17 protein-coding genes are annotated in these 20,354 nt (G+C 56.3%); 6 read left to right on the forward strand and 11 right to left on the reverse strand.

The window, feature by feature from the left end; genetic code table 11:
* The first annotated feature begins 68 nt into the window (after positions 1-68).
* Positions 69-914, forward strand: coding sequence for a transporter substrate-binding domain-containing protein (locus BIND_RS09055; protein ID WP_012384772.1), 846 nt, complete (start codon positions 69-71; stop codon positions 912-914).
* A 114-nt stretch (positions 915-1,028) separates the two neighbouring features.
* Positions 1,029-1,904 (forward strand): NAD(P)-dependent oxidoreductase, encoded by an 876-nt coding sequence (locus tag BIND_RS09060; protein WP_012384773.1) that lies wholly within the window; start codon positions 1,029-1,031, stop codon positions 1,902-1,904.
* 78 nt (positions 1,905-1,982) lie between these two features.
* On the opposite strand, the gene BIND_RS09065 is transcribed toward BIND_RS09060, so the two are convergent.
* From BIND_RS09065 to BIND_RS09075, 3 genes are all read right to left on the reverse strand, one after another.
* On the reverse strand, positions 1,983-2,423 hold the full coding sequence (locus BIND_RS09065) for a DUF6163 family protein (protein WP_148210598.1): 441 nt from the start codon (positions 2,421-2,423) through the stop codon (positions 1,983-1,985).
* Positions 2,424-2,488: 65 nt separating this feature from the next.
* Positions 2,489-3,553: an enoyl-CoA hydratase/isomerase family protein gene (locus tag BIND_RS09070; RefSeq protein WP_012384775.1), complete on the reverse strand. Its 1,065-nt coding sequence runs from the start codon at positions 3,551-3,553 to the stop codon at positions 2,489-2,491.
* Between the two features lie 118 nt (positions 3,554-3,671).
* On the reverse strand, positions 3,672-4,580 hold the full coding sequence (locus tag BIND_RS09075; protein ID WP_012384776.1) for a cell envelope integrity EipB family protein: 909 nt from the start codon (positions 4,578-4,580) through the stop codon (positions 3,672-3,674).
* 139 nt (positions 4,581-4,719) lie between these two features.
* On the opposite strand from BIND_RS09075, the gene BIND_RS09080 reads away from it, so the two are divergent.
* The 3 genes from BIND_RS09080 to BIND_RS09090 all read left to right on the forward strand — a co-directional run bounded on the left by BIND_RS09080 (position 4,720) and on the right by BIND_RS09090 (position 7,739).
* Positions 4,720-5,190: a RidA family protein gene (locus tag BIND_RS09080; RefSeq protein ID WP_012384777.1), complete on the forward strand. Its 471-nt coding sequence runs from the start codon at positions 4,720-4,722 to the stop codon at positions 5,188-5,190.
* Positions 5,190-5,939 carry a glycerophosphodiester phosphodiesterase family protein gene (locus tag BIND_RS09085; RefSeq protein WP_012384778.1) on the forward strand — a complete coding sequence of 250 codons (750 nt, stop codon included), beginning with the start codon at positions 5,190-5,192 and terminating at the stop codon, positions 5,937-5,939. The genes BIND_RS09080 and BIND_RS09085 overlap by 1 nt, the downstream gene beginning before the upstream one ends.
* Positions 5,940-6,095: 156 nt before the next feature.
* Entirely contained in the window at positions 6,096-7,739 is a 1,644-nt protein-coding gene (locus BIND_RS09090; RefSeq protein WP_012384779.1) for an alpha-keto acid decarboxylase family protein, read from the forward strand.
* A 51-nt stretch (positions 7,740-7,790) separates the two neighbouring features.
* On the opposite strand, the gene BIND_RS09095 is transcribed toward BIND_RS09090, so the two are convergent.
* The 3 genes from BIND_RS09095 to proS are packed head-to-tail and all read right to left on the reverse strand — an operon-like array spanning position 7,791 to position 11,112.
* A complete protein-coding gene (locus tag BIND_RS09095) occupies positions 7,791-8,480 on the reverse strand; it encodes an ABC transporter ATP-binding protein (protein ID WP_012384780.1) in 690 nt (229 codons plus the stop codon).
* Positions 8,477-9,796: a lipoprotein-releasing ABC transporter permease subunit gene (locus BIND_RS09100; RefSeq protein ID WP_012384781.1), complete on the reverse strand. Its 1,320-nt coding sequence runs from the start codon at positions 9,794-9,796 to the stop codon at positions 8,477-8,479. Before BIND_RS09100 ends, BIND_RS09095 begins: the two co-directional genes overlap by 4 nt.
* The gene (gene proS / locus BIND_RS09105) at positions 9,793-11,112 is read right to left on the reverse strand and encodes a proline--tRNA ligase (protein WP_012384782.1); all 1,320 of its coding nucleotides are present in this window, start codon (positions 11,110-11,112) and stop codon (positions 9,793-9,795) included. Before proS ends, BIND_RS09100 begins: the two co-directional genes overlap by 4 nt.
* Before the next feature lie 472 nt (positions 11,113-11,584).
* On the opposite strand from proS, the gene BIND_RS09110 reads away from it, so the two are divergent.
* Entirely contained in the window at positions 11,585-13,432 is a 1,848-nt protein-coding gene (locus tag BIND_RS09110; RefSeq protein WP_012384783.1) for a methyl-accepting chemotaxis protein, read from the forward strand.
* A gap of 47 nt (positions 13,433-13,479) precedes the next feature.
* Here BIND_RS09110 and BIND_RS09115 read toward each other — a convergent pair whose 3' ends face one another.
* From BIND_RS09115 to BIND_RS21295, 5 genes are all read right to left on the reverse strand, one after another.
* Positions 13,480-14,820 (reverse strand): hypothetical protein, encoded by a 1,341-nt coding sequence (locus BIND_RS09115; protein ID WP_148210600.1) that lies wholly within the window; start codon positions 14,818-14,820, stop codon positions 13,480-13,482.
* 403 nt (positions 14,821-15,223) lie between these two features.
* Complete coding sequence (locus tag BIND_RS09120; RefSeq protein ID WP_012384785.1) at positions 15,224-16,516, reverse strand: glycosyltransferase; 1,293 nt, start codon at positions 16,514-16,516, stop codon at positions 15,224-15,226.
* Between the two features lie 135 nt (positions 16,517-16,651).
* The gene (gene glmS / locus BIND_RS09125) at positions 16,652-18,487 is read right to left on the reverse strand and encodes a glutamine--fructose-6-phosphate transaminase (isomerizing) (RefSeq protein ID WP_012384786.1); all 1,836 of its coding nucleotides are present in this window, start codon (positions 18,485-18,487) and stop codon (positions 16,652-16,654) included.
* Between the two features lie 151 nt (positions 18,488-18,638).
* Positions 18,639-19,997 carry a bifunctional UDP-N-acetylglucosamine diphosphorylase/glucosamine-1-phosphate N-acetyltransferase GlmU gene (gene glmU / locus BIND_RS09130; protein WP_012384787.1) on the reverse strand — a complete coding sequence of 453 codons (1,359 nt, stop codon included), beginning with the start codon at positions 19,995-19,997 and terminating at the stop codon, positions 18,639-18,641.
* Positions 19,994-20,257 carry a hypothetical protein gene (locus BIND_RS21295; protein WP_148210601.1) on the reverse strand — a complete coding sequence of 88 codons (264 nt, stop codon included), beginning with the start codon at positions 20,255-20,257 and terminating at the stop codon, positions 19,994-19,996. Before BIND_RS21295 ends, glmU begins: the two co-directional genes overlap by 4 nt.
* Between the last annotated feature and the right edge of the window lie 97 nt (positions 20,258-20,354).

Raw genomic sequence — 20,354 nt, forward strand, 5'->3', positions numbered from 1 at the left:
GCACAAGAAAACCGATCGATCCTGCCATCCGGCCCAAAACTGCGCGGCCCGAGAGCATGCTACCCAAGATGCAGATAGATTTTCCCTTCTCGCTTCATACCTTGATCCGCCGTCACCAGGAGGGCCTGGGAACCGGGGTTCTCACCCGTTTCCTCGTTTATTCTTTCCTCGCCATTGTCCTCATGTCGTCGCCCTGCCGCGCTACGGACACCCCTGGTCCGGAATTGAGGATCGCCAGCGAAGGCGCGCGGCCGCCTTATAATTATCTCGAAAATAACGAATTAGCCGGTTTCGAGATCGATCTTGGCCAGGAACTCTGCAAACGCATGAACAGGGTTTGCCGTTTCGTTCCGCAGGATTGGGATAATCTGATTCCTGGTCTTCTCGATCATCGCTATGACGCAATCATGGCGGCCTTGGACATCAGTGACGCCGCCAAGGAAAAGATTGCCTTCAGCGAGCCCTATGTGCGCATGCCCATGGCTCTCCTCGGCAATCGTGAAGAGAAACTTCCTGACACGAGCCCCAAGGGCCTCACTGGCAAGAAACTCGGCGTCGAAGCAAACAGCCTCTATCAAGCCTATGCCGAAGATCATTTCGACCATTCGCAAATTCAGACCTATGCCAGCCTGGAAGAAGCCATCCTAGATCTGGGCGAGGGCCGCATCGACCTCGTCCTCGGCAACAAAGCCGATATCAGCGATTTCCTGAAAAACCGGCGCGAGGCGCAAAATACCGCCATTTTGGGAGAACTGCCTCATGATGCCGCTTATCTTGGCGAAGGCATCGGCATCGGCCTGCGTAAAGAGGATAAGGAACTCAAGCGGCAGTTCGATCAAGCGCTCGAGGACATCAACAAGGACGGTACATTTACCAAGATACGCGAACGTTATTTCCCTTATGCGATCAATTGAACCATTGGGAAAGTATCAGCGGGGGAGCGCTTCAGCTCGATCACGCTCCCTAAGAACAATTCAAATGCGCGCGATACCGATACGTCGAAGCGCATGAACATAAGAGGACGTCCAATGGCAAAAGTCGCTTTTCTCGGTCTCGGCGTCATGGGTTATCCCATGGCCGGCCATCTCGTGAAACACGGTCACGAGGTCACCGTCTATAATCGCAGTGCGGCGAAAGCCGAAAAATGGGCGACTCAATTCGGCGGCAAAACGGCCGCGACGCCAGGGGCGGCGGCGGCGGGCCAGGAGATTGTTTTTTCCTGTGTCGGCAATGACGATGACGTGCGGATGATCACGATTGGCGAGAACGGCGCCTTTTCGACCCTGCCCGTCGGCGCGCTTTTCGTCGATCACACCACGGCTTCCGCCTCGGTCGCGCGTGAGCTTGCCGCCATTGCCACTAAAGAAGGCAAACATTTTATCGATGCGCCCGTTTCGGGTGGTCAAGCGGGGGCTGAAAATGGTGCCCTGACGGTCATGTGCGGCGGCGATGAAAAACCCTATGCGGAGGCCGAAAAGGTCATCAAGGCCTATGCTAAATCCTGCCGCCTCATGGGACCGGCCGGATCAGGCCAATTGACCAAGATGGTCAACCAGATCTGCATCGCCGGACTGGTTCAGGCTCTTTCCGAGGGATTGCATTTCGCGCAATGCGCCGGGCTCGACGGCGCGGCTGTCATCGATGTGATTTCGAAAGGCGCGGCGCAATCCTGGCAGATGGAGAACCGTTATAAAACCATGCTGGACGGCAAGTTCGATTTCGGTTTCGCCGTGCAATGGATGCGCAAGGATCTTTCGATCTGCCTCGCCGAGGCCCGCAATAATGGCGCGAGCCTGCCGGTCTCGGCTTTGGTCGATCAATTCTATGCCGAAGTCGAGAAACTCGGCGGGTCACGTTGGGATACATCGAGCCTGATCGCGCGGCTGCAACCAAAAGCCGGTTGAGGGCAAAGCCAAAACAGACAAGAGGATGCCAGCGATAGCTCGGGCATCCTCGAACCTGCCGATGGCGCAGTCACCGCTTCAGTCTGCGCTCTCGGCCTGACCGGCAAACCATGTCAGGATGAAATAGAGGCAGATCAGAAACAGATTGGCGCCAACCCAAAGAAGCGAAAAGAATGGCCGCACCAACAGGGCCATGCAAATCTGGGCGAGCGCTGCAAGCAGCCACAACACTCCGCCCCAGGGCGTCGCGAGCCAGAGGCCGACCGCCGCCATGAGATCAAAAACCGCAAAGAAGATGACTCCCGCGCCAAAAATCCAACTCTCGTGATCGAATGCGGGCGCACTCGGCACCAAAACCGTGGCCCATTGCGCCAGACCTTGCGCCATCCAAATCATGGCCAGAAGCCGCATAAAGACGACGAGCAGCATACTCCAGGGTGTCGATCGCGCTTCCGAGCCTTGTTTCTCTGTCAGTGAGATCGCGGCGTCGGATTCGATCGGCCGCGTCGCCAGGCGCAAATGTGGCTCCCGAAGCCACGTCAAACGTGGCCAGACCCGTTGGCGCGGCCCATTCACCATAAGCCCTAGGCCTCGACAGCGAAGGTCAGATCCGCCTCACCCTCGGGCAAGGCCGCGAAATAGGGCTCGACATCGGCAGGTTTTAAGGCCTCGATGTCCTTGTACGACCAATTCGGCTTGTGATCCTTGTCCACAAGAACCGCACGCACACCTTCGTAGAAATCGGCGCTCCGCAAAATATGGCTGACAACACGGAATTCTGTCCGTAACGCCTCCTCCAGATCGAGCTTCTGTCCCATCTGCGCGAGTTTCAGCGCGATGGTGACACTGAGCGGCGATCGTGTCCGGATCAGATCGTAAGTATTCATGGCGAACATCAGGCCGCCATAGCCGGCCTCGTCGATTTCCTCGAGAACATCGGCGACAGTCGGCGCGCCGAAACAACCATCGACGAAATGTTTCAGTTTGAACAGTTCAGGCTCTGGTGCCGGTGCATTGAGGATCGCGATAGCCGCGCCGGCCTCCTCGCCTGCCGCGAGTTTGGCAATCAGGGCCTCATGCTGGGCTACGGGAATGAAGGCCGTCGCGAGCCCAAAAGCCACCCCATCGCCACAGCCAAGGCGCGCGCCCGTCATGGCGAGATAAGCGCCGAGCTTGCCTGGAAGACGGGGCAGGAAGTAAGTGGCGCCGACATCGGGGATGAAGCCAATGGCTGTTTCCGGCATGGCGAAGAGGAAATTTTCGCCCGCCACGCGATGCGGCGCGTGCAAGGAAATGCCAGCGCCTCCCCCCATCACAATGCCTTCGAGCAGCGAGACATAGGGCTTGGGGAAGCGCGCGATGCGATGGTTGAGCTGGTATTCGAGACGAAAGAAATCCAATTGCTCGGCGTGACGCCCGGCCTTGCCGAGTTCATAGATGAATTTCATATCGCCGCCGGCGCAAAAGGCTTTTCCACCCGCACCACGGACCACGACTGTTTTGACGCCGGACTCCCTCTCCAATGTGTCGAGGGCTTGATTGAAGACCAGGATCGTTTCCGTATCGAGCGCGTTCAGCGCCTTCGGCCGGTTCAAGGTGATGATGCCGCAGGCACCTTGTTGTTCAGTCAGAATAACAGGATCGCTCATAATGCCTCCACTCGCGGCGCATTATGAGCAAAATCGACGCCGTGAAAATGCTTGAACAAAACCTTTCCGTGAAATTCTTTTCAGCGTGGCCGGCTGACTGAAGCCGATACCGCCGCTTTCATTTCGCGCAGGCTTGTTGCGGCAAAAGTTCAAGGCTCGACAGTTCGCCCGAAAGAACGAAATCCCCATAATCGAGCCTCAAGGCACGGGAAATGCCGTTCTCATAGAGATCGAAGGCGAGCTTATAGGCCGGATTTTCGTCCTTGCGGGCATTTTCGAAATAGCTGATCGAGACCGGCCAGCGACGTAAGCCTTCCAAGGCCGGGATCTTGACCGCCGTTTCAGTGGCGGGCTTCTCGATCACATTGCCGATAATGGTCGTCGTCTCGAATAATTTATCGCCCTTCTCCGACCCGTCATAGACATTGACCTGCAGCAAGTGCTCACCGGCCTTGGCAGCCTGGAGAATCAACCGCAAATGCTCAGTCGGAAAGACGGCATCAGCAGCGAGATCGAACTTGGTTTTCTTCGGTTTGGTCAGATCGACCAGCACCGGGCCAGAGGTCGCCCGGCGTGCTTTTCCATCCACCAGATCTCCCGGACCCTGATCATTCGTCGTCTGGATCTTGAAGGTGAAATTACGTCCGTCCCCATCCTCGAAGGTCGCCGAGCGCATGTCGGAGACGCGCGTCGGCCCCTCGGCAGGCTGCAACTCCGTCAATTGCCGGAAATTCTGCACATAGCCTTCGCAGGCCGAACCGGTAAAATCGAAGGCGATCCGCCCTTGTGCGGAGACCGGGCTTTTGGCGCCTGTGGACCGCAGCAAAGTCAGATCATAAATGGCGCGATGCGCCGCGAGCGGGATGTTCTGGTCCACGCCCACTTTTTGCGGTGCCGCAGGCGTCGTCGCCTGGTTCGGGGCGGCCCAAAGCGCGGTGCTCCCCAGGCCACAAGCGGCAGCCACCACGAAGGCGCGCACTACAAAGGCGCGGGGCAGAAATCGCGGGCGGACGGAAGGTTTCGACATTGACTTTGCCTTCCTGGCGGTGCCTGCCTGATGAACGCTTAAGACTCAGGCAGGTGCATGTGATCACGAACCCGTACTCTAGAATTTGCCTCCCGCCCTTGCAACAATCTATCCGCTGAAGCTTTTTCGGAGCTGGATCATGAATGAAATCGAAACCCGCCTCAAAGCTCTTGGCATCGTTTTGCCGACGCCGGCCGCGCCTGTCGCCAATTATGTGCCTTTCGTCATTTCCGATAAGCTTTTGATCATTTCAGGTCAGGTTGCCTTTCAGGCCGATGGCACGATTGCTCCGTCCCATAAGGGCAAGGTCGGTAGCACGGTTTCAAGCGAGGACGGCAAAGCCGCGGCGCGTGTTTGCGCCATCAATCTGCTGGCGCAGGCCAAGGCGGCTTTGGGTGATCTCGAACGCATCAGCCGTTGCCTGCGGCTCGGTGGTTTCATCAATGTAGCACCCGGCTTTTCCGCCATCGCGCCGGTGATGAATGGCGCATCCGATTTGTTCGTGGAGGTTTTGGGCGATAAAGGCCGGCATGCGCGTTCGACAATCGGTGTCGCTGAACTGCCGCTCGATTCGGCCGTCGAGGTCGAGGCGCTTTTCGAGATCGTTTGATGGTCCTCGCCCCATCCTGGCTCACCGCGCGGCCGATTGCGCATCGCGGCCTGCATAACGACAATGCGGGCCGCGTGGAAAATTCGCTCGCCGCCGCCCGCGCCGCCATCGCCGGCAATTATGCCATCGAATGCGACATACAATTGAGCAGTGACGGCGAAGCGATCGTCTTTCACGATGACACTTTGGAACGTCTGACAAACGCCCAAGGCCGGCTCGACACGCTCTCACGGCAAGCCCTCACGGGTTTGCGCTTTCGTGACAGCTCTGAAACCATTCCCGCCTTGCAAGATCTGCTGGCGCTCGTCGCGGGCCAAGTGCCCCTGATCATCGAGATCAAAAGTGGCTTCGATGGCAACACGCGTCTGGCCGAGACGGCCCTCGCCTGTGTTGCCTCCTATAGCGGCCCCCTCGCCATTAAAAGTTTCGATCCAGCCCCGCTTTTATACTTGCGCACCCACAACATCGAAAGGCCGATTGGCCTCGTCGCGGAAGCCTTCTACACTGTCTGGGACTGGCCGGAATTGACTGGCGACATGCGCGTCGATCTGATGGCTTTGACCGCCTATCCCGCACTGCATCCCGATTTTCTCTCCTGGAACGTCAAGGATCTGCCCCATGCTGTGCCGATCCTCTGCCGCCATGGCATAGGCATGCCGGTGATGACCTGGACAGTGCGCACACAAGAGCAAAGAGACCTCGCCAGCCGCTTTGCCGATCAAATTGTATTTGAAGGGTTTTCGGCCTGAGAGACAGCGTGGACTGATCGAAAGAAAGAGCCCTGCCGATAGGAAACCTTTGCCGGTTGGAGTCTATTGTCAAAAGCCTGCAGATCCTCCTGCAGGGCTTTCCGCTTACCCCTTTGATGTTTGAGCGGAGCGTCTCGAATCTGTCGAGAGGTTGCAATGACAATGACCGTAATCCAATTCGTTCTCGAACGGCTGAAAGCCATCGGGATTTCGGACATATTCGGTGTACCGGGCGACTATTCCTTTCCCGTGAACGATGCCATCTGCAATGATCCCCACATTCGCTGGATCGGCTGTTCAAATGAACTGAACGCCGCCTATGCCGCCGACGGTTATGCTCGCGTCAAAGGGGTCGCGGCTTTGTGCACCACTTATGGCGTCGGTGAATTGAGTGCGTTGAACGGCGTGGCCGGGGCCTATGCTGAACATCTGCCCATTTTTCATCTCGTCGGCACACCCTCCATGGCGATTCAATCGGCCCGCGCGCCGATGCATCATACTTTGGGCAATGGCGAATATGATCTGTTTCGACGTATGACGGAATTAGTCGTCTGCGCTTATGCTGTCATGACGCCGCAGAATGTTGCTTTCGAGACGGAGCGGCTGATCGCCGAGGCCCTGTTTCATCGGCGTCCGGTCTATATGGCCTTTCCTGCCGATCTCGCCGAGCAGCCCGTGCTCGGCACAGCCGAACCCCTCGCCGCACCACGCAGCAATCCCGATCATCTCGCGCAAGCCACAACGGCCATTCTGAGCGCTCTCGAGAAAGCGGAAACGGCCTGTGTTCTGCCGGGCAATTTAATCCATCGCTGCGGATTGCAACGGACGATGCAGAACATCATCGACCGTTCCGGCCTGCCCTTCGCGACAATGTTCATGGATAAATCCGTCCTCGACGAGCATCAGCCAGCCTTCGTCGGCATGTATGATGGTGCGTTGATGAACGATGACGTCCGCCAATTCGTTGAAGATGCCGATTGTGTGCTCACAATCGGCACACTCATGTCCGATCTCAATAGCGGTGCCTTTACTGCCCGTCTCGATCCGGCGCGGACGATCACGATTGCCCATCACAATGTGCTGTGCGATGGCAAGACCTATATCGATGTCGAAATGGGTGACATTCTGCGCGCTCTGGCGGAGAATGTGCCACACCGCGGCTGGAAGCGCATGAGCGCCCCCTCGCTTGGCGCGGCAAAAGGCTCGGGTGACGACCCTATTGGTGTTGATGCGCTTTATCCGCGCTGGGCGGATTTTCTCTCTCCCGGCGACATATTGGTCGCCGAAACCGGTACGGCATCCATGGGGCTCGGCTTCGCCCGCATGCCGAAGGGGGCCACCTTTTACAACCAGACGCTTTGGGGCTCGATCGGCTGGGCCACACCCGCAGCGGTCGGCGCCGCTATTGCCGCGCCCGGCCGCCGGGTCGTCCTGGTGACAGGCGATGGCTCACATCAGATGACCGCGACGGAAATTGGTCTCTTTGGTCATCTCGGTCTCAAACCCATTGTTTTCGTGCTCAACAATAACGGTTATCTGATCGAGCGGCTGCTCTGCAAAAATCCGGAAATTGCCTATAATGACATTGCGCCATGGCGCTATAGCGAACTCCCGCACGCACTTGGCTGCGATGGCTGGTTGACGGCGCGGGTGACCACATGCGCCGAACTGGATGCCGTGCTTGCGAAAGCCAAACATGCAGAGACTGGTGTGTATATTGAGATCGTGACGGATACCTACGCAGCCTCGCCCTTGGCGATGAAGCTGCATGAAAACCTGAAGTCGCTCTACAAATCCTGAAGTGAACCTCGAAGTTCATATCGTCCTGAGCATGGTCTACTAGTCGGACCCTTAAGCCAATTCCACGATCAGCCCGCCGCGCAGAGTTACACGCCGGTCCATACGCGCGGCGAGGTCCATATTATGGGTCGCGATGAGTGCGGCAAGGCCAGTCGCTTGGACGAGGGCTGTCAAGGCCGCGAAGACGTGATCGGCGGTTTTGGGATCGAGATTGCCGGTCGGTTCATCCGCCAGCAAAACGCTGGGGCCATTGGCGACAGCGCGCGCTATCGCGACGCGCTGTTGTTCGCCACCCGATAATTCGGAGGGACGATGCCGGCCTCGCGCCTTGAGGCCAAGATAGTCGAGTAATTGCTCTGCCCTGCCCTGCGCTTCCGCTCGTGTCAAGCCGCGGATCATCTGCGGCAACATGATATTTTCCAGGGCCGAAAATTCCGGCAGCAGATGATGAAACTGATAGACAAAGCCGATGCTGTTACGGCGGAGCGCCGTGCGTGCGGCGTCATTCATTTGCCGCGTACATTGACCTTCCACCAGCACGTCGCCCGCATCGGGACGCTCCAGCAGTCCGGCAATATGAAGCAATGTCGATTTGCCGGCGCCGGAGGGAGCAACAAGCGCGACCGATTGGCCGGCCCAAAGGCTGAATTCCGCACCGCGCAGGATTTCCAGAGGCTCACCGGCCTCCTGGAAACGCCTTTCAACCTTATGAAGATACAGGGCCGGAGTGCTCATGATCATTCGTAACGCAAGGCTTCGACCGGGTCGAGACGCGCCGCCCGCCAGGACGGATAGAGCGTGGCAAGCACGGAGAGAACGAGCGTCAGCGCGACCACCGAAAAGACATCACCGGGATCGACCACGGACGGCAAGCGTGACAGAAAATAGATCTCGGCGGGAAACAGATTGGCGTCGAGCAGACGGTTCAACATCTGGCGGATCGCCTCGACATTGCTGGCGACGAGCAGGCCCAACAGGAAGCCTGCAAAGGTTCCAACGATGCCAATCGAGGCGCCGGTGATGAGAAAGATCCGCATGACGCCACCGCGAGTCACGCCCATGGTCCGCAGGATCGCAATATCGCGTCCCTTGTCCTTCACCAGCATGATCAGGCCGGAAATGATGTTCAAGGCCGCGACGAGCACGATGAGCGTCAGAATGATGAACATGACATTGCGTTCGACATTCAGCGCGTCAAAGAAGGTGCGGTTACGCTCACGCCAATCGGTCATGATCATCGGCCGGGTGATATGGTCTTGCAGCACGTGGCGCGCGGCATCAATCCGATCAGGATCCGTCAGGAAAATTTCGATAACACTCGCCTCGCCCTCCTTGTTGAAGAAGGCCTGTGCCTCCGGCAAGGGAAGATAGACGAAGAGATTGTCGAATTCAGCCATGCCGATCTGGAAAATGCCCGTAACCGTATAGACCTTGCTGCGGGGCGTCACACCAAAGGGCGTCTGCGTGCCATTGGCGGTCAGAAGCTTGATCTTGTCGCCAAGGCCGAGCCCAAGATTCTCCGCGAGCCTCTGGCCGATGACGACACCCCCCGCTTTATCGAACCCGTCCAATGTCCCGAGCGTCACATGGCCAGCAATGCCTGGCAGGCGTTTCAGATCAACCTCACGGATGCCGCGCACAAGGGCAAAGGCCATATTGGTGGTCGAGGCCGCCGCCGGCGCCTCGACGAGGGGAAGCGCGAGTTCGATGCCCGGCAGGCCATCGATCTGGTGGACAACGGATTCATAATCGGTCAGGGGCGATTCCGTCGCCTGGAGAAAGATATGGCCGTTGATACCGACGATCTTGTCGAGCAATTCCTTGTGGAATCCATTCATCACTGACATGACGACGATGAGCGTCGCCACGCCAAGTGTAATGCCGAGAAAGGAAAAGCCGGCAATGACCGAAACGAATCCCTGCGAGCGGCGTGCGCGCAGGTAACGCAAGGCGATCATCCACTCGAAGGGCGCGAAAGGACGCGTGGCCCCTGCGGTGCCCTCGCGATATACATTCTCCTGTTCTTGCCGGGGCGACTCTTGTCTTGTCTGGGTCACGTCGTAAACCGTTCGATGACTGCGGCAATCGATAGATTTTCCCGTGCGCCCGTCGCGCGCGTCTTCATCTCGATCTTGCCCTCGGCAAGACCCTTGGGTCCGACGATGATCTGATAGGGCAAACCAATCAGATCAAGCTTGGCGAATTTGCCGCCCGGACGATCGTCGGTATCATCATAAAGCACATCGACGCCAAGCGCCTCGAGGCGTTCATAAATTTCCGCGCAGGCCGCATCAGTCGCGGCATCGCCGACCTTGAGATTGGCAAGCCCGACCGTGAACGGTGCGACGGCCTCCGGCCAGATGATACCGGCTTCGTCATGGCTTGCCTCGATAATCGCGCCGACGAGGCGCGACACGCCGACGCCATAGGAACCGCCCTGGAACGGTTTCTCGCTGCCATCCGGCCCGGTGATCAGGGATCGCATGGGCTTCGAATATTTTTCGCCGAAATAAAACACTTGCCCAACCTCGATGCCACGGCGTTCAATCCGTTTCTCGGGCGGCGTCTCGCTCTCGAAACGAGCGGCATCATGCACATCTTCCGTGGCGGCATAAAGGCTCGTCCATTGTTTGATGATCGGCGACAGGTCACCATCATAATCGGTATGTTCATCGGGGATGGGAAGATCGAGCACATCTTTGTTACAGAAGACCGCCGATTCGCCCGTATCCGCAAGAATGATGAACTCATGGCTGAGATCGCCGCCGATCGGTCCGGTCTCGGCCCGCATCGGAATGGCGGTCAGGCCCATGCGCTTATAGATGCGCAGATAGGCAACGAACATTTTATTGTAGGAAAGCCGCGCGCCCTCTTCATCGAGATCGAAGGAATAGGCGTCCTTCATCAGAAATTCGCGGCCGCGCATGACCCCGAAACGAGGGCGCTGCTCGTCGCGGAATTTCCATTGGATATGATAGAGAATTTTGGGCAGATCACGATAGGAGCGCACATAGGCGCGGAAAATCTCGGTGATCATATCCTCATTGGTCGGCCCATAGAGCAATTCGCGCTCATGCCGATCCTTGATACGCAGCATTTCCGGCCCATAGGCGTCATAGCGCCCGGTCTCACGCCAAAGGTCGGCAAGCTGCAGCGTTGGCATCAAAAGCTCGATGGCACCGGCGCGGTCCATTTCCTCCCGCACGATCTGCTCAACCTTTTGCAACACCCGGAAACCAAGCGGCAGCCAGGCATAAATACCGGCCGCCTCCTGGCGGATCATGCCAGCCCGCAGCATGAGCCGATGCGAGACGATCTCGGCTTCCTTGGGGTTTTCACGCAGGATGGGCAGAAAATAACGAGAAAGGCGCATGAACGAGACACATGAAGGAGTGAGGAACGCTAAGTGTAACAGGTTTAAGGCGCGGCGCGCGGAAAGGCAAAGACCTGTGAGGCAAAACCAGAAATCATGGGTCCTGAGCATCGGGCGCGTGGGTTGAACAAGTCCAATGCTTCACGCCCTGAAAGGATCAATTTAACGCTGACGCGACCATAATACCAAAGGTCGTAAAGAACGACTTTTGGTTCCTTTCTTGAATTTTCGCTTTTTCAAAGCGAGAGCGAAAATTCAAGAGCGGTCCAACGGTCATTGATCATGACCGTTGGTATAAGCCGTCAAAATCCATACGAAGCCCCTACCATTAGAGGCATATAAAACAAAGAGAATTGTTATTTTAACAATAATGAAAAGAGTTCAGGCATTTCCTGGATAAACCAATAAGCGGCCCAGCCGCATGATTCCATTGATTATAAATGTCATTTTAAAATTAAAATTGGATAAAATCATGAGGCTCTCCATCTCCTCTCTTTCAATCGGCCGTTCTATTTCCCTGATTGTCTTGCTGACGGCTGTGGTCGTCCTGACAAGCCTTGGTTTCGAGCTCTATCGAACACGTCTCAATCTGATCGAACAGAAGAGATCAGAGATCCGCCATGTTGTCGAAACCGCCGCCTCGATCGTCGAGGGTTTTGCTGCAAAAGCCAAGGCGGGGGAGATGACTGAGCGCGAGGCCCAGCGACAAGCCCTCGCCGCGATCGATCCAGCCCGTTTCGATGGCAATAATTATTTCTTCATTTATGCTGATACGATCCGCATCGCTCATCCAAACAAGGCCAGTATCGGCAAGGATTTCGCCAATGACGTCGATTCGCACGGCAAATATTATTTGAGGGACATGATCGCCACCGCCAAGGCCGGTGGTGGTTACGTCGACTATTATTTTAACAAGATCAATGACACCAATTCCTACCCCAAGACCTCCTATATCTCGCCGATTGCGGACTGGAACTGGGCGATCGGAGCTGGCGCCTATATGGATGATATCGATCGCCTGTTCTGGCAATCCTCCTTCGAGCTGCTGCTGATTCTCATCCCCCTTTTTTCGCTTCTCCTCGGTATCTTGTTCCTGATACGCAAGCAGATCACCGTCCTTCTGCAAAGGCTTGCGGCCAATACCAAGGCCTTGGCTGCGGGTGATTTGAATGTCGCCGTCGAGGCTCAGACCCGTTCCGATGAAATTGGCGAACTCGCCCGGGCGCTGCAAATCTTCAAGGACAATTCCCTGACGCTTGAGAAAACCCGGCGTGATAATCTGGCGCTCGAAGCCTCGGCCGCAGAGGAGCGTCAGCGCAATGAAGCCGCCCGCCAAAAGGCGGCGGCCTATCAGACCGAAGTCGTGAGAAGCCTGTCGAGAGAGCTGGAGCGTATCGCCACCGGCGACATGACCGCCTTCATTGAAGAGAATTTTTCCTCCGATTACGCAAAATTACGCGATGATTTCAATATTTCCGTCCAGCATATGCGGCAAAGCATCGCTGCCATTCAAAGCCATATGCGGGCGATCCGCTCTGGCACGAGTGAGATTTCAAGTGCCACCGATGATCTGTCGCGGCGCACCGAACAGCAGGCAGCAAGCCTGGAAGAGACGGCCGCCGCTCTCGATGAAATCACCGCTACCGTGAAGAAAACCGCCGAGGGCGCGACCCATGCCCGCGATGTCGTCTCCACCGCCAAGGCCGATGCCGACAAGAGCGGCGCCGTTGTCGCCGAAGCGATCAAAGCCATGGGCGGCATAGAACAATCCTCCGCCCAGATCGGCCAGATCATCGGCGTCATCGATGAAATCGCCTTTCAAACCAATCTCCTTGCCCTCAATGCCGGTGTCGAGGCGGCCAGAGCTGGCGAAGCGGGGCGCGGTTTCGCCGTCGTCGCCTCGGAAGTCCGCGCTTTGGCCCAGCGTTCGGCCGAGGCTGCCAAGGAAATCAAGACCCTGATCCAGGCTTCGAGCACACAGGTCAATCAGGGCGTCGATCTGGTCGGGGAAACGGGTAAGGCGCTCGACCGCATCGTGGCCCAGGTCAGCGAGATCAACCGGATCGTCGCGGAGATCGCTGCCAGCGCCCATGAGCAGGCGACCGGCCTGCATCAGGTCAACACCGCCATCAACCAGATGGATCAAATCACCCAACAGAACGCCGCCATGGTGGAGGAAACCACCGCTGCGGCCCATGCTCTGATGCGGGAAAGCGAGGAGCTCGCACAACGAATTGATCGGTTCGAAATCGGAGACGCAAAAGTCCCCTCCAATTCACGGGAGAGACAAGGTCAAAAGCGTCTTCTCAGCGTGGCATGACGATTTCACAACAAATACAGTTCGTCATTAGCGAGACCAGCTCTCTCCTATTCTTTTGCCGCCAAGGTCTGCAGGTGCGCTTTATCGCAATGATTGTCCTTGTTCAAAAGGATCGCTAGTCCATAGGCATTACGGGAATTCGACAGCGGAACCCCCAAAAGTCGAATTCCCGCATTTTCATTGGCATAGATGACTTCAAAGGACTCAATGGCAGGAACAGACGACGTGCCATTCAATGTGGTCACATAAGCATCGTAGGAATGATCATTCATTTCACTCAGATCGCGAATGAAATGGGTCTTGGTCATTTGTTCGATCGTTGTCATGGAGAAAGCGACATTGAAAGCCGCGGCGACATCGGGACAAGCGGAAAGCACTGTAGCAATACGCGCAGCGCTTTGCCCATAAGAGGCCGCGGGATCTTGCGCGGAGACAATGGTCTGGACCAATTTCCGGGACAGATTGAATGCGGCGACAACACCAAAAATAACAACGAAAGCCGTTAAAGACAGCCAAAACCATTTTGCCTGGGGGCGATAACGATCAATCGAATAGACCATGTAATAGGTCATTGCTGGCACGAATTGAATGATATTGTAGTTCGCCGGAGGCACGCGGATGGCGGTGAAAAACATGTAGGAAACAGTCAAAGCGATCAATAGCCGGCTGAAGACGGTTACTGTCCTCGGCTTATTCGTGAAAAGCTTTGTGAGAACAAAAAGCCCCGATATCGCCATGAAGACGATCAAGAGAGGAAATTCCGGATCTGCCACGAGAAATTTCACGAAAGAAAAATATTCTTTTCGTTGAGAAAAATAGGCCGCCTGACTCACGATCCCGGAGATCCAATCGGCAATCGGAAACGGATAAAAGAAAAAGAACGCCAGCGCGATAAGCGCAAAAGCAATGGCACCGACAAAGGCCAATGTCGTCAATGCTTGCTTGGGCTTTTGTCTTTCAAACTCCAACGCCGCATAAACAGGAGCGACGATCAGGCAACTATTGGGTTGTGATAGAAAAAGAAGCGCGAATAAAAACCCGGGAAGAAGCGGATTTGTACTTGCAGAGTGAAGTCTGACAAAGGCGATTAGAAAGATCAAAAATGTCGCGATCACATCGGGGCGATAGGAAAAACTCAAGATCGAGAGAAAAAAGATAAGAACGGCGCTCACCAATAACAAAGGTGAATGCGTCGCATATTTCAAAAGGACCGCGTAAATAAGTGCCTCGGCGGCGATGAAAAGAGAATTTGTGAGGAAGAGAGACATCCAATCGGCCGAGGGCGACGCAATGCCGATAAGGTAAGGATACAGCCAACCGTGATAGACAAAACGAGGAATGCTATTGTCTGGACGCGTCAGGTCGAGATGCGGCGCCAACGGGTTCAACCAATCCAGGCCTTTCGCGATCCATAAGGCGGTCGGCAGAAAACTCGAGGAATCCCGAGCGGGAATGGGAAGACCAAGCCTTATATAAAAGATAAGACAGAACGAAATAAAGATTGCTAAAGCAATATGTATGTTTCTCTGAATGACATTCATCTGGAAATCCTGGGCGGAAACCCTCGAAACCTCTTTGCTTCTCAAGTTAAAATATTTCGCCCTGGAGGTCTAGTTTACGGCAAGCACTTCGCGAATACTCTGCCTTTTTGTAAAGCGATCGACACTCCAAACCGGTGCAGAAACTCCACTCGTGCGGGCGCCATCAGAGAGAACCGGCCGTAAGGCCAATCTGATTGGATAAGCCGGCCCCCTTATTGGGAAGACTCCGCATTCCGAGGGACCCAAAGGCCTAGAATAGGCTCTCCGCCCAATCGGCGATCGTCTCTACGCCTTTTTCCGCCTCAATCAGTTCCACGAAGCTTTTCGCTTTTTGGAAATAATCCTTGGCGATAATTCTTTGCAATGCTGCGGCGGCTCGACGTTCATCATAGGCGGACAGTTTTATGGCGAGGCCGAGCCCCAGCTTTTCGATGCGCGCTCCATGGTCGGGCTGATCACCAAAGAAGGGAACCACGATCTGCGGCTTGCCTGCGCGCAAAGCTTCCGCCGTTGTGCCAATGCCGCCGTGATGGACGATGCAAAGGCCTTTGGGAAATAACAGGCTGTGAGGAGCCTGTTCGCACACATATTCATGCGGGCCGACACGCGAAGCGAGACGGGTCGCGTCCTTTGCACCCGCCAGCAGAATAGCACGGCGACCGAGCAAGCGTGCGGCGCGAAGGCTCTGATCATAAAAATCGCCAGAGACTTCGGGCGCGAAAGAGCCCAAAGTAAAAATAATAGGCGGCTCGCCCGCAGAGAGAAAGGCTTGCAATCCCGGTCCCAGGTCGCGTCGATCCGCATCTGCAGGTTTGTAAAAAGGAAAGCCAGGCGTGCTTATGTTTTGGGGATGATCCGGCTGTACCGGTGCAAAATGCGGTGAGAAGAGGCCGAAAAAAGCCTGTGCCTTATTGGCCTTTCCGAAATCGAGAAAGAAATCCTCGTGTGTCGGCGGAAGACCAATCTTTTTGCGAAACGCACGCAAGCGGCCCATCCGCATGTTGATGCTCAGCCGAATGATCGCCCGCACGATCCGATTATAGTGCACAATGGCGCGCGATTTCGGCTCGAGAATATAGGGTGCGGACGGCGTGAAGGACGGAGCTGCCGCCGATTGCAAATGAAGGGGCGCAAGCGCCACGCGCGCGCAAGGTAGCCCAAGCTTTTCGGCGGCCTGATGGGCTCCGACCAACAAGCTGTGCGTTATGATGATGTGAGCGCCAGCGGCAGCACGCATTACGTCGTCATAGGTTTCGGATAGAAACCGCATGTATATTTCATCAAGGATGAAATACGGATTTTTCAACATGATCTTGAACGCGCCGGGAATATCGACTCCGAGAGCGCGTATAATGTCGTCTTCGTGCGGCCGCATGAGCACGAAGGCGATATTCTCTCCTTCTATTGCACGCTTATGCATTTCCGGTGCGGCGATCACGGGCGCGAATCCGCGAGCCTTCATTGCCAGAGCGATGGCAATGAAAGGATAAATATCACCAAGGGTGCCAAAGGTCGCGAGAACGATTTTTTTAGCGTTCTTCATGACATGGACGGCAGACGCAATGCGTCATTTCAGAGCTCATAAAGGAGGATCATTGGACTCTTTCGAATGACGACAATCCTTTGAGAAGGACAATGACAGCCTGATATCAATCGCTTCTCTTTACGCCTTCCAGCATTATTCGACAGTGACACTCTTGGCGAGATTGCGAGGCTGGTCGGCATCCTTCCCCATGACCACCGCCGTATGATAGGCAAGCAATTGGACGGGTATGGCATAGACCATGGCAGCAAAGTCTGGTGCCATTGGCGACAGAACGAGCGAGCGCTTGACTTCATCGGCGACATCCCGCGCAAGCCCGGCTTCTCCGATCAGGATGAGCTTGCCGCCACGCGCCGCGACTTCCTCCATGTTGGAAATCGTCTTTTCAAGCACCGGGCTCGGCGGAGCGATAACAATCACCGGCATTGTTTCATCGATCAAAGCGATTGGACCATGTTTCAATTCGCCGGCCGCATAGCCTTCCGCGTGAATATAAGAAAGTTCTTTGAGCTTGAGCGCGCCTTCGAGCGCCAAAGGATAGGCCGTGCCACGCCCGAGATAGAGCACATCATGCGCATGGCTGAGATCACGAGCGATCTGCTCGACCAGGGAGTCTTTGCGCAAAGCCTCGGCCATGAGCCCTGGTACCGCCATCAGTTCACCGACAAGCCTTGCCTCTGTCTCATCACTAATGGCCTGTCGCTCTCGCCCAAAAGCGAGTGCGAGACTGGCGAGCACAGCAAGCTGACAGGTAAAAGCCTTGGTCGAAGCAACCCCGATCTCGGTGCCGGCGCGAATGGGTACGGCGAGGTCACATTCGCGCGCAAGCGTGGATGTTTCCACATTCACGACGCCCATTGTTTTTTGCCCACGCGCCTTGGCATAACGGAGGGAAGCCAGGACATCCGCCGTCTCGCCCGATTGCGAAATGAAAAGTGTAAGGCCATCCGCCTTCAAAGGAGGTTCGGCATAGCGAAATTCCGAGGCCAATTCGACATTGACCTCAATCCCCGCAAAGCGCTCGAACCAATATTTCGCGACCAGCCCAGCCATATAGGCCGTGCCGCAACCGCAAATCGTCAAGCGGTCGATCGAGGCAGGATTAACCGGCAACGCAAACGGTAGGGCGACACGGCCCGCGGAGAAATCGAGATAGTGCCCCAGGGCGAGGCCGACGACTTCCGGCTGTTCGTGGATCTCCTTGGCCATGAAATGCCGATAATTGCCCTTGTCGATGAGAAAGGCTCCGGCCTGCGTCTTGATTTTGCGACGCTCCACGATCTGGTTACCCGCGTCGAAAAAGGTCGCTCTGGAACGGGTCAGGACAACGCTGTCGCCATCTTCGAGGTAGGTAATAGTATCGGTGAAGGGCGCGAGCGCCAGGGCATCGGAGCCGAGATAGATCCCTGGCTCTTCCTCCGTCCCAAAACCGACCGCGAGCGGCGAACCTCGCCGCGCACCGATCAGAAGATCAGGTTCATCCTCGAACAGAAAGGCGAGCGCGAAAGCCCCTCTGAGACGCGGCAGGCTCGCAGCGACCGCATCGACAGGCTTCAGCCCTTCTCGCATGGCTTCACTGACGAGATGCGCGACGACTTCAGAATCCGTATCCGTCGAAAAAACATGGCCCTTCGCCTTGAGCTCCGCGCGCAGCTCGCGAAAATTCTCGATAATGCCATTATGCACCAACGCGACTTTATCGCTGGCATGGGGATGCGCATTATTCTCGGTCGGCTTGCCATGGGTCGCCCAGCGCGTATGGCCAATGCCGCTGGTGCCAGAAAGTGGATGCGAGGCGAGCTTTTGTGCCAGATTCTTGAGCTTGCCCTCGGCCCGCAGCCGTTCGAGCCTGCCATTCTCGAGCGTCGCTATGCCGGCCGAATCGTAACCGCGATATTCAAGCCGCTTCAGCGCCTCAACCAGGGACGGAGCAACAGGACCCTGGCCAAGGATACCGACGATGCCGCACATGAAGAAAATCCTGCTTGGCCTTCAAAGGAATCCATCCTCCAAAGGGAAATTGAAACGGGCAACAGATCCGGGAAGGACTAACAAACAGCAAGAGCGGTAAAACCGTCACCGCAAGCCCAACAGATCAGACGAGACTTGCACGAGAGTTATGTCATTTTCTATATTTCTCACGAAAGGCCTTAGCCCAACCGGGCTTGTCGATCTGCCTTTCCCGCGCAATGGCGAGTGCATCTTCCGGGACATCATGGGTAATGACCGAGCCCGTCCCGACATAGGCGCCGTCGCCCACCTTGACGGGCGCGACCAGCGCAGTCTGGGAGCCTATGAAGGCTCCAGCCCCGATCTCAGTCTTGAATTTACCGAAACCATCGTAATTACAAGTAATCGTGCCAGCTCCAATATTGGTTTTCGCGCCGATACTCGCATCCCCTATATAGGAAAGATGGTTGATCTTGGCCCCTGCCCCGACCTTGGTGGCCTTGATCTCCACGAAATTGCCGATGTGAACGGCCTCGGCCAAATCCGCGCCTGGCCGCAGCCGCGCGAAGGGTCCGATGATAGCCCCTGCCCCGACCCTCGCTTCCTCAAGATGCGAGAAAGCCCTGATGCGCGCGCCCTCGCCAATGGTGACACCCGGACCGAAAACCACATGCGGCTCGACGATGACATCACGGTCGAGTTGCGTATCGAAACTCAGGAAGATGCTGGCCGGATCGATGAGCGTCGCTCCTGCGCGCATGGCTTTCTCACGCAAACGGTCCTGCAAAAGGCTTTCGGCCCGCGCCAGTTGAACCCTGTCGTTGACGCCCATCACTTCATCCTCGGGCACGATCAGGACCTCAGCCTCTTGCCCGGTATCGCGCGCCAGGGCCACGATATCCGTGAGATAATATTCCCCCTGCGCATTAGCCTTGCCGATTCGATCCAAGAGGCCCAAAGCCTGCTCCCCCGCAAGCGCCATCAGACCGCCATTGCATAAAGTGAGCGCGCGTTCCGATGGATCGGCATCGCGTTCCTCCCGAATGGCAATCAATTGACCTTGTTCGAGAATGAGACGGCCATAGCCTGTCGGATCGGCCGCCTCAAACCCGAGCACCAGGGCTGCGGCTTTTGTCTCAGCCAGCACCGCGCGCATGGCGATGAAGGTTTCCGCGCTCACCAAGGGCGTGTCAGCAAAGACGACCAGCAGATCATCGAATCCTTTCTCCAGGCTTTTACGCGCCGCCAGGACGGCATGCGCCGTGCCGAGACGTTCGGCCTGAATGGCGATCGTGGCATGAGGGATCATCGCGGCGGCTTCCTGAGCGACGCCTTCCTGATCCGGTCCAACGACCACGACAATGTCGCTGACATCGGCTTCCCGCAGGGTCGCGAGCACATGCGCCAGCATGGAGCGTCCAGCCAGGGCATGCAGGACTTTCGGCTGTGCCGATTTCATCCGCGATCCGAGTCCCGCGGCCAAGACGACGGCAAGACAGCGGCGCCCCGATTTGGCGGTTTGCTCGGTCAAATTACTCTCTCCTGAAGCATCGAGCCTTCAATTCGGTCAAAGATCCAGAGCGCCGCATTTGCTTCCCGATTAAAACACAGCACGGCTAGCATAAGGCCATATTGATTTGAAAATATTGAATTCTCAAAAAGCACGACGAACCGTTCGCTCCAGCATCTGATGCGCAAGCTTCGCACAAGGCCGATGAACGAGCCTTTAACCCGAAATTCAGGTGAAAGCGCTAAAATGTTTTCTTCATGCAAAAGCGGTTTGTCACCCATGGGCATGCGGGCTGGAACGCGACCATCGATGTCATATCGGAGATCGGCCGCAAAATTGCCGAGTGAAAAAGGATCATATCCTTGCCGTTTATCGACT

Source organism: Beijerinckia indica subsp. indica ATCC 9039, from assembly GCF_000019845.1.
Lineage (GTDB): Bacteria > Pseudomonadota > Alphaproteobacteria > Rhizobiales > Beijerinckiaceae > Beijerinckia > Beijerinckia indica.